This window comes from Pseudomonas sp. MPFS, from assembly GCF_022537035.1.
GTDB lineage: Bacteria > Pseudomonadota > Gammaproteobacteria > Pseudomonadales > Pseudomonadaceae > Aquipseudomonas > Aquipseudomonas sessilinigenes.
In genome coordinates this window covers 3,909,267-3,922,305 of record NZ_CP066123.1, presented here as the reverse complement: position 1 = coordinate 3,922,305, position 13,039 = coordinate 3,909,267, and the positions used below count along the sequence as shown (strand labels likewise).

General features: G+C 66.3%; 11 protein-coding genes. 2 read left to right on the top strand and 9 right to left on the bottom strand.

The genetic code is table 11. The annotated features are described in order from the left end of the window. Nucleotides 1-50 precede the first annotated feature (50 nt). Genes I9018_RS17810 through I9018_RS17800 form a run of 3 tightly spaced genes read right to left on the bottom strand, consistent with a single transcriptional unit; the run spans nt 51 to nt 2,943 of the window. Nucleotides 51-1,115 (bottom strand): 2,3-butanediol dehydrogenase, encoded by a 1,065-nt coding sequence (locus tag I9018_RS17810; protein ID WP_241107040.1) that lies wholly within the window; start codon nt 1,113-1,115, stop codon nt 51-53. Next, nucleotides 1,112-2,377, bottom strand: a complete 1,266-nt coding sequence (locus tag I9018_RS17805) for an MFS transporter (RefSeq protein ID WP_068595965.1) — start codon at nt 2,375-2,377, stop codon at nt 1,112-1,114. Before I9018_RS17805 ends, I9018_RS17810 begins: the two co-directional genes overlap by 4 nt. 32 nt (nt 2,378-2,409) lie before the next feature. Continuing rightward, nucleotides 2,410-2,943, bottom strand: a complete 534-nt coding sequence (locus tag I9018_RS17800; RefSeq protein WP_068588209.1) for a 2,4'-dihydroxyacetophenone dioxygenase family protein — start codon at nt 2,941-2,943, stop codon at nt 2,410-2,412. A gap of 281 nt (nt 2,944-3,224) precedes the next feature. On the opposite strand from I9018_RS17800, the gene I9018_RS17795 reads away from it, so the two are divergent. Then, nucleotides 3,225-4,199 carry an AraC family transcriptional regulator gene (locus I9018_RS17795; protein ID WP_241107039.1) on the top strand — a complete coding sequence of 325 codons (975 nt, stop codon included), beginning with the start codon at nt 3,225-3,227 and terminating at the stop codon, nt 4,197-4,199. A gap of 180 nt (nt 4,200-4,379) precedes the next feature. Here I9018_RS17795 and I9018_RS17790 read toward each other — a convergent pair whose 3' ends face one another. The 6 genes from I9018_RS17790 to hpaB all read right to left on the bottom strand — a co-directional run bounded on the left by I9018_RS17790 (nt 4,380) and on the right by hpaB (nt 11,006). After that, entirely contained in the window at nt 4,380-5,501 is a 1,122-nt protein-coding gene (locus tag I9018_RS17790; protein WP_241107038.1) for a class II histone deacetylase, read from the bottom strand. Nucleotides 5,502-5,528: 27 nt separating this feature from the next. Then, the gene (locus I9018_RS17785) at nt 5,529-6,695 is read right to left on the bottom strand and encodes an MFS transporter (RefSeq protein WP_241107037.1); all 1,167 of its coding nucleotides are present in this window, start codon (nt 6,693-6,695) and stop codon (nt 5,529-5,531) included. Between the two features lie 23 nt (nt 6,696-6,718). Next, nucleotides 6,719-7,591, bottom strand: coding sequence for a transporter (locus I9018_RS17780; protein ID WP_241107036.1), 873 nt, complete (start codon nt 7,589-7,591; stop codon nt 6,719-6,721). 137 nt (nt 7,592-7,728) lie between these two features. Then, nucleotides 7,729-8,706, bottom strand: coding sequence for a helix-turn-helix transcriptional regulator (locus tag I9018_RS17775; RefSeq protein WP_241107035.1), 978 nt, complete (start codon nt 8,704-8,706; stop codon nt 7,729-7,731). A gap of 171 nt (nt 8,707-8,877) precedes the next feature. Then, nucleotides 8,878-9,390, bottom strand: a complete 513-nt coding sequence (gene hpaC / locus I9018_RS17770) for a 4-hydroxyphenylacetate 3-monooxygenase, reductase component (protein ID WP_241107034.1) — start codon at nt 9,388-9,390, stop codon at nt 8,878-8,880. 53 nt (nt 9,391-9,443) lie between these two features. Then, nucleotides 9,444-11,006, bottom strand: a complete 1,563-nt coding sequence (gene hpaB, locus I9018_RS17765; protein WP_241107033.1) for a 4-hydroxyphenylacetate 3-monooxygenase, oxygenase component — start codon at nt 11,004-11,006, stop codon at nt 9,444-9,446. Nucleotides 11,007-11,408: 402 nt separating this feature from the next. Between hpaB and I9018_RS17760 the strand changes: the two genes are divergently transcribed. Continuing rightward, nucleotides 11,409-13,034: a methyl-accepting chemotaxis protein gene (locus I9018_RS17760; RefSeq protein WP_068588224.1), complete on the top strand. Its 1,626-nt coding sequence runs from the start codon at nt 11,409-11,411 to the stop codon at nt 13,032-13,034. Nucleotides 13,035-13,039: the final 5 nt, after the last annotated feature.

Sequence of the window (13,039 nt, the reverse complement as noted above, 5' to 3'; positions counted from 1 at the left end):
GGGTACTCGTTTGTTGTTGTTCTTGTGGTGAGTGATGAACAGCGCCTCGATCAGGCTTCGGCCAGGGCCGGGCTGGGGTTGACCAGCACCTTGATCTGGCGCTTGTCCTGCAGCAGGACCTCGAAACCCTCCGTTACCGCCTGCTCCAGGGACAGGCAGCGGCTGACCAGTCGCGACAGGTCCAGGTCCTTGCTGGCCAGCAGCTCCAGCAACTGCGGATAGACGTCGCGGTAGCCGACGCTGCCCAGCAGGCGCAGCTCGTTGTTGACCAGGTGGAAGGCATCGAATTGCACCTGGCCCATCAGCCCCACCAGCACCGCTTCGCCGCCTTTGCGCAGGCTGTGCAGGGCATGGTCCAGGGTCTGCTGGCTACCGGCCGCCTCGAAGGCGCTGTCCAGCCCGCCATCGCTCAACTGCCGCAGGCGCTGGCGCAAGTCGGGCGCCGCGCCATCCAGGGCCTGGGTGGCGCCCAGTTCCAGGGCCAATTGCCGGCGCCCGGGGTCCAGGTCTACGGCATAGATGCGCTCCACCCCCCGGAGCCGGGCCAGCAGTACCAGTAGCAGGCCGATGGGCCCCAGGCCGAACACCGCGCAACTGGCGCCGGGTTGCAGGCTGCTCTGGTTCAAGGCATGGCAGGCCACGGCCGCCGGTTCCAGCAACGCCGCCTGGCGGAAACTGACGCTATCGGGCAGCCGGTGCAGCATGTAGGCCGGCACCAGCGCCTGTTCGGCAAAACCGCCGTCGCCCATCAGGCCGATGAAACCCATGGACTCACAGAGGTTGTACTGGCCCGCCTGGCAATACTGGCATTGGCCGCAACGGTATTCCGGCTCCACCACCACCCGCTGGCCGAGCAGCCCGGGATCGACTCCGGGGCCCAGGGCCAGCACCTGGCCGCAGAACTCGTGGCCCAGGGTCAAGGGGGCCCGGCAACCGGACAGCGGATGCGCCTGCTGCTGGGGGATGGAATGCGGGCCATTGGCGTATTCGTGCAGGTCGCTGCCGCAGATGCCGCAATAGGCGACTTGCAGCAGCACCTGGCCAAGGCCGGGCTGGCGCAGTTGTACCTGGCTCAGGCGCAGGTCGCGGGCAGCATGCCAACGCAGTGCTTTCATGGGCGGTCTCCTTGCAGGGTCGGTGAGTGGAGGTTCGCGGCCTGGCGCCGGGCCAGCACCGCCGGCGCGGTCTCCTTGAGCAGCAGGGCCAGGGCCGCGGCCAGCAGCGCGCCGGCGCAGGACATCCACATGACGATCGACAAACCGAAGCGGTCGGCGGCGAAACCGGCGAGGGTCGGGGCGACGAAACCGCCCACCAGCTCACCGATGCCCATGATCAGCCCCAGGGCCGTGGCCATGACTTCCCGGGGCACGGTCTCCGCCGGAATGGTGGCCATGAACAGGGTGAAGCAGCCCAGCCCGGTGTAGGTCAGCAGCATCAGCACGCCCAGCAGCCACGGCGTGGGCGCAAAGAGCAGGGCCAGGGGACAGCAGGCCGCCACCAGCGAGAACAGCACCAGGGTCGGGCGCCGGCCGATGCGGTCGGAAATCGCCGGTACGCCAAACCCCCAGAGCACCCAGGCACCGCCCAGGCAACTCATCACCGTGCCCATGCTGGCCGGGCTGTAGTCGCGGACCTTGACCAGGAAGGTCGGGGTGAAGGAGATCAACACAATGAACCAGGTCAGGAAGAAGCAGCTGATCAGGGTGCACAGCAGGATGTTGCGGCTCTTGAGCAGCGCCAGCCGGCTGACGCCGTTGCCGCTGGGGCCCTGCATGGGCGCTGCGCGGCTGGGCGCATCCGGCTGGACGTAACGCCAGATCAGCAGGGCGATCAGCAAGCCGGGCACCAGCGAGATGATGAACGCATGGCGCCAGCCGTAGGCCTCGGCCAGGGCCACCAGGACCGGCGGGCCGATCACCGCCCCCAGCAAACCGGCGGCCGAGCCTTGCAGCAGGCCCATATTCAGGCCCCGGCGGTGGGGTGAGGAAGCTTCCACCATCAGCGATTGCGACAGTGGCAGGATCGGCCCTTCGGCCAGGCCCATGATGGCGCGAAACAGCAGCAGGCTGAGGAAGCCGGTGACCAGCCCCGACAGCGCCGAACACAGCGAGAACAACAGCACCGCGACGATCAAGAGCGGCTTGCGCCGGCCCCGGCGGTCCGACCAGGCCCCTACCAGCGCCCCGGATACTGCCCAAGCCAGGGCCAGCACCGAGGACAGCAAGCCCAGGTGGCGGTTGCCCAGTTGCAACTCGTCGGCCATGAAGGGGAACAGGAAGGACAGCGCCAGGCGGTCGAAAAATACGAAGCCGAAGGTCAGGAACAGCACCCCCAGCAAGGTGTTCTCGTAGCTGGCCTTGTTGTTTTTATAAGCCATGGTGATTCTCCGCACGCAGGTTGAGGCCGTGATCAGCGAAACAGGGTGTCGATATGGGCCGCGCCCAGGCCGTTCTTTTCGTAGTGCGCACGGCACAGGGCGATGTAGGAGTGCACGTCGAAGTAGCCGTCGGGCTCGCCCTGTTCGTCGAGCCAGATCAGCGGGCCCTTGACGATGAAGAACACCCGCATCGGCTGCTCGTGTTCGTAGGCCACCAGGGTGTGGCCTTCGCCTGGGGTCTCGTAGACGAAGTCGCCGGCGGTGGCGGTCCAATCGTGCTCCAGGTAGCCCCACTTGCCGGACAGGGTGTAGGCGAAGACCTCGTGGGGGTGGTAGTGACGGTTGACCAGCCCGGCGCTGCGGGCCATCAGGATGTCGCACCAGCGGTTCTCGCTGGGGGAGATCCACAGCGGGCGCGAAGACACGGTCTCGGTGAAGGGCACGTACAGGCTCAGGTCGTCGCTGGCGGCGTCGGGCAGGTAGACCTCGGGCTTGGCGTCGGGCTTGAAGCAGTTGGCGATGGGCTGCAGGTCTTTCCAGAACTCTCGGGTGGCGGCTTCAGGCATGGTCGGTCTCTCTTGTTGTCGTGGAGTCGTCGGTGCAATGCCAGCGGGGCTGACGGCACGACTCTAGGCCGGCCGGGGGCGGGTGGTTTGTCCGGATCGGACCGCTTTGTTGTCGGTTTCGGACGGTTGCGCCCTGGCTGCTGCCAGTGGGCGGGGGAAGTTGACAGGGCAAATCATTCAGATATTAATGAATGGCCGCAGGCCACGGGTTCCGTGGCTTCAGGTACCTGGACGGAGCCTTGCCGTCCGGGAAACATCCCGCTGCCATGAGAAGAACAACAATGTCTCCATGCGCCTTGCTCGAAACCCGCCACGCCAGCACCCAGGCCATCGACCGGGACCTGCGCCTGGCATTCTGGGAGGACTACAACGCCAGCACCCTGGTGGGGCTCAAATGCAACTCCTACGCCGAGAGCGGTTTCGCCGCCCGCCAGGACAACCTGCACTTGAGCGCCATGCGCCTGGCGCGGATCGTCGGCAATGAACATGTCGTGGAGCGTGACCGTTCGATGATCCGTGGCGCGCCCAAGGAATCGATCTTCGTCTCCCTGGTCACCGACAGCGGTTCGTTCTTCTACCAGGGTGGCACCTGCCAGTTGCTGCAGCCGGGCGAGCTGGTGGTGTATCGCACCGACAAGCCCTACCTGTTCGGTTTTTCCGCCGCCATGCGCCAGTTCATCTTCGATATTCCCCAGGAGCAGTTCGCCCGCCGTTGCCTGCGGCGCTTCGACCAGCCGTTGAAGATCGGCGGGCAGGGCGGTGGCCAGCGCCTGTTGTTGCGTACCCTGGCCGAGCGCACCCGGGTTTTTTTCCAGCAGCCCTTGTGCGGTGCGGCCGAGGACTACCAGGAGCAGGCCTTCGAACTGCTGGCCAGCCTGATCGCCGGGCAAGTGGGGCAACGGCCGATCAACGCCCTGAGCGCCTCCTACCTGCTGGCGGCCAAGCAGTACATCCAGGAGCACCTGGCGGACCCGGAGTTGAGTTGCGAGCGGGTGGCGGCGCAGGTCGGCGTGTCGCCGCGCCACCTGGCCCGGTTGTTCGCCCTGGAGGAGTGGGTGCCCAGCCGCTTCATCCTGGAGAAGCGCCTGCAACAGGCTCACCAACTGCTGTGCAGCCCCCAGGGGGCTGCGCTGGATATCAGTGAGATCGCCTATCGCCATGGCTTTGCCAGCCAGGCGCACTTCGCCCGGGCCTTCAAGGCCCGCTACCAACGCACGCCCAGTGAGGCGCGGCGCCACGGCCTTACGCCAACTTGAGGGCGCCTTAAAAAACGTAGACGAGGCAGCCAGCGCAAGGCAAAAACCGGCGAAAAAGCGCAGTTTACAAGGGGTAAATGAGCATTTTGACCGGGCTGGCGCACCAGCCGGTTTTTAACGCAGCGATGACAACGCAGGTAGTTTTTAGAGGTGCCCTTGAGCGACCGGGCGCCGCAGGGCTCAGTGAATGAAGGCCTCCAGGGCCTGGGCCTGGCGCTCCAGCAGCTGGCGTTGCAGGGCCAGCACCGGTTCCTTGGGCTGCTGCAGGCGCACGAACTCCAGCATCGGGTCGGTGACCGCAGTGCGGATGCCTGACAGTGCCTCCAGGGTCGCCAGGCCACAGAACGGCACATAGGCCTCGGAGTAGCCGCCTTCATGCACCAGCACCAGGCGCCCGCCACACAGGCGCGCGGCGACGTCGCGCAGGCACTGGGTCATCTCGCGGAACGAGTCGCTGTGCAACAGCATCCGCGCCAGCGGGTCCACGGCGTTGGCGTCGTAGCCGCAGGCGACGATGATCAGTTGCGGCGCGAAGCGCTCCAGCGCCGGTACCACGATGTGCTGCATGGCTTGCAGGTAGGCGTCGTGCCCGCCGCCGGGCAGCAGCGGAACGTTGATGTTGCAGCCCAGGCCCGGGCCGCGCCCGCGGTCTTGCTCGCCGCCGTAGCCGGCCGGGAAGCAGCCGTCCTGGTGCAGGGACAGGGTCAGTACGTCGGCACGCTCCTCGAAGATCGCCTGGGTGCCGTTGCCGTGGTGCACGTCCCAGTCGATCACCGCCACCTTGCCCAAGCCGTGGCGGGCCTTGGCCGCCTCGATGGCGATGGCGATGTTGGCCAGGAAGCAGAACCCCATGGCCTGGTCGGCCAGGCAGTGGTGCCCCGGTGGCCGGGACAGGGCGTAAGCGTTGTCAGCCTCGCCGCTGAGCACCGCATCCACCGCGGCGATGGCCAGCCCGGCAGACAATTTGGCGATTTCATAGCTGCCGGGCCCGACTGGCGCCTGGTCGCCCAGGTCGCCGCCACCGGCATCGCTCAGGGCCTTGAAGCGCTGCAGGTAGGCGGCGCCATGGACCCGCAGCAGGTCCTGGTCGCTGGCCGGTTCGGCGCTGCGCAGTTGCAGTTGCCGGGTCAGCCCGCTGACATCCATCAGGCTCTTCAGCCGGCGCTTGGTTTCCGGCGACTCGGCATGTCCGGCGGCTGCCGGTGGCTGCACCCAACCGCCTACCGGCAGGGTCAGGCTGTGGGGGCTGGCGCTGTGCCACAGGCACAGTTCATCGAAGAAAAACGCGGTTTTGCAGGTCATGGTGACATCCATCGTTCAAGAAAACGGTTACGAGCGAGAGGAGCGGCAGCCCAGGATCAGGGCCAGGGACAGCAGGGTGAGGGCGGCGCCGGCCAGCAACAGGCTGTGGAAGCCGCCGCTGCTTTGGATCAGGCGTCCGGCCAGAGCCGGGCCGATGGCCAGGCCGACGCTGATCACCAGGTTGGAGGCGTTCATCAACCTTCCGCTGCGATCCATCTGCGCCATGCGCGCCAACACCAGCGGCAAGATGAAGGTCCAGGTGAACTTGAACACCAGGGCCGCCAGGGCGAAGCGCGCCAGTTGCGGTTGGCCGTATAGCACCAGCACCGAGCCGGCCATCAGGCCGTAGCCCAGCCACAGCAGGCCGCTACCGGGCAGGCGGTCGCCGAACAAGGTGGCGCACAGGGCGCCGACGATGCCCATCAGGGTGGCGATGGCCAGGATGTCGCCGCTGGCCTGGGCCGAGAGCCCGGCCTGGCTGCCAATGGCGCCGATGAAGGTCCAGACCCCGCTCAGGCTGATGTAGAAGGTGAGGATGCCGAGGATGCCCAGGCCGGCCTTGAGCCAGGAGATCGGTGGGGCTGGCGTGGCGGCGTCCAGTGACTGTTCGGCGCCGACGGGAAAGCACCGGGCCAGGGGCAGGCAGAGCACCATCAGCAGCGCCAGGATCAGGTAGCAGGCGCCGAGGCCGAAGTGCTCGAACAGCAGCGGTAGCAGGCTCAGGCCAATGGCCCCCAGCACCAGCTGGCCCATCACCCAGAAGCCGTAGGCGCGACTGGGGTTGGGGCTGGCAGCGGCGCTGGCCAGGCAGATGATCATCAGCGAGCCGCCGGCCAGGGCGCTGCAAAAACGCGCCACCAGCAACAGCCAATAGTCATGGACCAGCATCGACAGCAGGTTGGCGGCGATGAACAGCACGGCGCTGCACAAGGCTGCGCGGCGCCAGTCCAGGTGCTTGAGCCACCAGATGGCGGGCAGGGTGGCCAGGCTCATGGCTCCCAGCTCGGCGCTGAACAGGTCGCCGATCTGGGTTGGGCTCAGTTGCCACTGGCTGGCCAGTTGCGCGGCGATGGCCGGGGCCATCAGCAGCACCGCGGGGGTGATGGCGGCGAACAGCACGATCGCCGCCAGGAGCCCCAGGGGTTGGCGGGTCGATGGCGCGGTGTCGCTCAGGGCAGGGGTGTGACTATGCATGGACGGTCTTCCTCGGGCGGGGGTCAGAACACGTGGACCAGGCGCAACAGGGCGTCGGTGCCGGCGAAACCGTTGTCGGTGGCGACGTTGCGCGACAGGCTGAACATCAGTTGGTTGCGTGAGTCCAGCTGGTGGCCCAGCTCGAATCCGACCTGGGTGTAGCGCCGGTGGGTGTCGTCGATGCGCCGATCGTTGATGCGCAGTTCGCCGCCATCGGCCTGGATCAGCCGCAGGGCGCCGTAGGTGCTGGGCGTGAAGTCGTAGGAGGCGAAGGCGTGCAGGCGGTACAGCGGGTCCTGCTTGAGGTCGCTGCCCAGGTAATCATCGTTGGTGGCGTAGAACTGGGCTTCGAGGTTGGCCTCCAGGACCCACTTCTCGCCCAGGCCCTGGGTGTAGTTGTAGACGAAGGTCGCGCCCCAGCGGTTGGCCCCTGGCGAGACCCCGGGCTCGCGGCTGTGGTACTCGCCCACCGGCAGCGTGATCAGGGTCAGCAAGCCGCTGTAGGTGCGACTTTGCGGCTGGTTGATGAAGAACAGCGTGCCGCCCACCTGGGGGTCGCCGAAACCGCTCTGGCGACTACGGCCCGCGGCGCCCGGCAGGCGCGCATCGGTGTCGACGAAGGGCACGATGAACTGCGGCGTGCACAGGGTGCCGCACAGGTCGCTGAAGAACACCTGGCGGTAGGCCATGGCATTGACCCGCAGGTTGGCCTTGCCGGTGGTGTCGGCCGGGCCATGGAAGCTGTCGGCGCGGGTGGCGGGCAGGTACAGCACGCCGAGGCTGGTGCCCACCGGGGCGGCGAAGAAGTCCCGGGCGTTGAGATCGGCGGCCTGGGGCGACAGGCTGGCCAGGGTGCTGGCCACGGCAAGCGCGGTACGGATAAGGTTCCTGGTCATGGGCGATGCGTCTCTTGTTGGCGTTGTTGTTCGGCGCAGGGCTTGCCGGCAGGCGGCAGGGGCTGGAAACAGGGCAAAGGCTGCCCGTGGCCGTCACGGGTAACGGCGCGAATCAGCGTGGGAAGGCGCGACGAGGGTCAGTCGGGCGGGGCGTGCAGCAGCTGGGCGATGCGCGCCTTGTCCTTGACCCCGAGCTTGCTGTAGATGGCGCGGATGTGATGGCGCACGGTGTTGGGCGACATGCCCAGGTCGCGCGCCACTTCCTTGTAGGTCTTGCCGTCGCCGAAGCTTTGCGCGACCTCGTTTTCCCGGGGGCTGAGCTGGGGCAGCAAGGTGCGACTGCGAGCCGCCAGCAGGAACAGGTCGCCCACCGCCTGGGACTCCACGTGCAGGCACTTGCCTTCGTAGTTGCCCAGCTCCAAGGGTTGCGGCAGCTGCGGGCCGCTCCAGTGCGGCCATTCGTTGAGCAGCAGCTCGATGAAGCCATTTTCGGCGCAGTGCAGCACGCCGCGCTGGTCGCAGACCGCCAGGGCCAGGTTGCGCGGCCGGGTGAGTTGCTCGCGGGTGGCCACCAGGGTGCGGATCTGGTTGGCCGAGACCGCCGCCACCAGGTGCAGCATCAGGTTGTCCAGCAGCTCGCGGTCGTGCGCGGTGAAACGCGCTGCGCCGGGTTGGCGGTACAGGGCCAGGTGGCTGCTCAGGTGGGTATGGGGGTCGATGTGTACCACGCACAACAGCTCGCCGATGTTGTACAGGCGCCCCAGCCAGTTCAGGCCGGCGCCGTTCTCCGGGGCGGCCATATCGACGATCACCGAGCGGCCCGGGACCTGGTGCACCCGGCTCACGGTGACATCGACATGGCGGATCGATTGCCAGTCCGGCAGGTAGCTGGGAGGCAGGCGGTACAGGTAGCAGCTGTGTTCGTCCGGCACGCCGTTTACCAGGGCCGAGCGGCCCCACCAGGCGCTGTCGAAGGGCAGCAACCTGGCGATGCGGGCCAGGGCGTGCGGGTGCAGGTGCTCGATGTCCTTGTTCTGGGCCAGTTGCTGCAAGGCCAGGACCAGTTCGCTGAAGGCCTGCAAGCGGCCGGGCGCAGGGGGCTGGGATCGACTCATGGCACGGTACCTCGGGGCGACGTTGTTATTGTTTTCGTCACTGAAGGATCGATGGCCGGTACGCCAGGGCAGGCGTGGGCAGGGCCTGGGTCGAGTATCGGCGCCTGGACCTCTGGCCGCCATCCTACAGATGCAGGAGGCGGCATGAGGTCCAGGCCGGGAGGGCCGAGTTCAGGCGGCCTGGCAGGGCCGGGGCAGGCGGTGGAAGCTGCGGCTGAAGTACACCAGCGAATCGCCGCGTTCCTGCACGCAGATCTCGTCCAGCTCCACCAGCATCAGCGAGTGGGTGCCGATTTCCTGGACCTCGGTGATCCGTCCCTGCAGGCTGGCCAGGGCATCCTCCAGCACCGGCAGGGCCTGCAGGCCGTCGCGCCAGGGGTGCAGGCCGAAGCGCTGGTCCATGGCCACGCCGGTCATGCCGGCGAAGTGCCGGGCCAGGTCTTCATGGGCGCCGCTGAGGATGTTCACGCACAGCCGGCCATTGCCCTTGAACACCGGGTTCAGGGCGCTGTTGCGGTTGACGCAGACCATCAGCGTCGGCGGGCTGTCGGTGATCGAGCACACCGCCGTGGCGGTGATGCCGCAACGGCCGGCCGGGCCATTGCTGGTGATGACGTTGACCGCCGCGGTCATGTGCGCCATGGCGTTGCGAAAGGCGAGTTGCTTGGGGTCGAGTATGGACATGAGGGTTCTCCGAAGGCCTGGGTGGCGAGGCATGTGGCCCTCGCTGCGCACGACTACTGGCGGATGCGATCGAGCATGTTGATGTCGTCGGGGTTGGTCAGGTGCGGCACGGTCCAGCCGTCGAGGTCGTAATCGGCCAGGCAGCGATCCACCAGGGCGGTCATGGCTTGCATCGAGCCGCTGGCCTGGGCGTGGCGCAGGCACTGCATGCGGATCTCGTCCTGGCTGCCGGCGTAGTTGATCTCGTACAGCTCGTGGCGGCCGCCGAACTCGGTGCCGATGGCATCCCACAACAGCTTGAGGATCTTGATCCGCTCCTCGTGGCCCATGCCTCCCGAACCGCGGCAATAGGTGCCCAGGTACTGGTTGAGCACGGGGTCCTTGAGGTCCCGGGAACCGGAGGGCAGGTAGATCAGGCCGCTGGCCACCACCTGCTCGATGATCTTCTTGATCTCGGTATAGGCCTGGGGCGCCAGCACCCGATAGGCCTGCAGGGCCTGGGCGCTGGGCAGGTAGACGCCGTTTTGCCACTCGCTGGCATTGCCGTGCATGGCGTCGGTCAGGGACCAGAACAGGTTGCGCCAGGCCACCACCTCGCCGACCTGGGCCTGGACCCCGCGAAACTCCAGGGCACCGGTGCATTGCAGGGCCTTGACCAGCAGGCCACTGATGAAGTCCAGCTTGACCGCCAGCCGGGTACAGCCCTGCATCGGGAACAACCGGCCGAAGCCGCCCTGGGGGAACCACTGTCGGCAACGCTCGAAGTCGCGGTAGATCAGCACGTTCTCCCAGGGGATGAACACCTTGTCCATGATCAGGATCGCGTCGTTCTCGTCGAAGCGGCTGGACAGCGGGTAGTCGAAGGGCGAACCGCTCATGCCGGCCTGGAGTTCGTAGGAGGGGCGGCAGATCAGCTTCATACCCCGGGTGTTCATCGGCGCGATGAACATCAGGGCGAAATCGGTGTTGTCCCCCAGCAACTGGGCCGAGCCCTGGCCGACGAAGTTGTAGTGGGTCAGCGCCGAGTTGGTGGCCACCACCTTGGCGCCGCTGACGATGATCCCGCCTTCGACTTCCTCGTCCACCGAGATGAACACATCCTTGACCTGGTCCACCGGTTTGTCGCGGTCGATGGGCGGGTTGACGATGGCGTGGTTGAGGTAGAGGCAGGCCTCCTGGATGCGCTTGTACCAGGTCCGCGCGTTGTCGGCGAAGGGCCCGTAGAACTCGGCGTTGGCCCCCAGCACGCTGCCGAAGGCCGCCTTGTAGTCGGGGCTGCGGCCCATCCAGCCGTAGGTCAGGCGCGACCAGTCGGCGATGGCGTCGCGCTGCTGGCGCAACTCGTCGGAGCTCCTGGCCGAACGGAAGAACTTGTGGGTATAGCCACCATTGCCGGTGTCGGTGGGCCAGCACAGTTGCTCGTGGGTGGCCGGGTCGTGCAGGGCATCGTACAGGCGGGCCATGGACGCGGCCGAGTTGCGAAAGGCCGGGTGGGTGGTGACGTCCTTCACCCGGTCGCCATAGATATAGATTTCACGGTCGTCGCGCAGGCTGGCCAGGTATTCGGCACCGGTCAGTGGGCGATCGGGGGAGGCACGAAAGTCTTCGGGTTTCATATCCAGTCTCGGCGTTGTTTTTATTGACCGGGACCATGATGGGCAGCGGCGGGTAGGGGATAAATGGCTTTTTCGGTGAACGGCTTGCACTTTCCATGGGGTTGCCGGGAACTGCCGCGAACCGGGGCAAAAACGCTTGAGCAGCGTTTTTTGGCCTGCACCTGGACGGGTCGTCGGTGCTTTATCGATTCACTTCACGTTATGTCGTTGTCGTCCTGAATCGTGGGTCATTTTCAGGATTTTTTTTGCAAATCAGCCAGATGAAAGCGCAACTCCGGCCGATATCCACAATAGGCCCACGGACGTTGGCGCCGCAGTGTTCCTCGCCGGTACAGCCCCTGATGCACCGGTGGTCCAATGGCATGGATGCACATCACCCCGTTCTCCTTCGAGAGTCGCCCTATGACCCTGCGTAACCTGAATATCGCCCCTCGAGCTTTCCTCGGTTTTGCCTTTATCGCCCTGCTGGTCGTCGTGCTGGGGGTGTTTGCGGTCAATCGCATGTCGATCATCCGCGAAGCGTCGGTCGACATGGAGAGCAACCAGCTACCCAGCGTCGGTTTCCTCGGCAACCTGACGGAGAACGTCCTGCGCCTGCGGATCCTCTCGTTCCGGGTGTTGGTCAACCGTGAGCCGGCGGGCCTGGCCGAAGCCCAGACGCGCATCGGCGTGCTGGTGGACAAGGTGCGCCAGGCCCAGGCCAGCTACGCTGCGCTGCCGGCAGGGCCCCAGGAGGCGGCGTTGTACAAGACCTTCTCCACCACCCTGGAGAACTACCTGCAGGCACAGAAGGAGATGCTCGAGCTGTCGCGCCAGGACAAGCTCGATGAGATGCGCCAGTTGATCAACACCCGGATCAAGGACGGCACCGACCAGATGGGCGAGCAACTGAACCAACTGATCGCCATCAACGCTGCCGATGCCACTGCCGCCTCCAAGGCCGCCGGTGAGCATTACAGCAGTGCGATCGCCGGGATCGTCGTGGTGGCGCTGATCGCCGCGGCATTGACCATTGTCCTGGCGCTGCTGCTGACCCGCAGCATCGTCACCCCGTTGAACAAGGCCCTGAACGTCGCCGAAGTGATCGCTGGTGGCAACCTGCGCCAGAGCATCGAGATCGATGGCCGGGACGAACCGGCGCGGCTGCTGCGGGCATTGGCCGAAATGCAGGCCAGCCTGCGCCGCACCATTGAGCAGATCGCCGGTTCGGCGACCCAGCTGGCGTCGGCCTCGGAACAACTCAGTGCGGTCACCGAGGAAGCTTCCCGCGGAGTGCAGCAGCAAAACTCCGAGATCGAGCAGGCCGCCACGGCGGTCAATGAGATGACGGCCGCAGTGGAGGAGGTGGCGCGCAACGCGGTGTCCACTTCCGAGGCTTCGCAACAATCGACCCAGGCCGCCCGTGACGGTCGCGATCGGGTGGTGCAGACCGTCGATGCGATCCAGACCATGGCCCATGACGTACAGAGCACTTCGGTGATGATCGAGGGCCTGGCGACCCAGGGGCGGGACATCGGCAAGGTGCTGGATGTGATCCGTGCGATTGCCGAGCAGACCAACCTGCTGGCATTGAACGCTGCAATCGAAGCCGCCCGGGCCGGCGAGGCCGGGCGTGGTTTTGCCGTGGTGGCCGATGAGGTACGGGCCCTGGCCCATCGCACGGCCCAGTCGACCCAGGAAATCGAGAAAATGGTGGCCGGGATCCAGAACGGTACGGGCCAGGCCGTGGAGTCCATGCAGCAGAGCAACCAGCGCAGCCAGAGCACCCTGGAGCTGGCCCGCGCCGCCGGTGAGGCCTTGGAACAGATTGCCGAGTCCATCAATCAGATCAACGAACGCAACCTGGTGATCGCCAGCGCCTCGGAGGAGCAGGCCCAGGTATCACGCGAGGTGGATCGCAACCTGGTGAACATCCGCGACCTGGCCACCCAGTCGACGGCCGGGGCCCAGCAGACCAGCGCCGCCAGCCATGAGCTGTCGCGCCTGGCGGTGGACCTCAACGCCATGGTCGCGCGTTTCGTGGTTTGACCTGC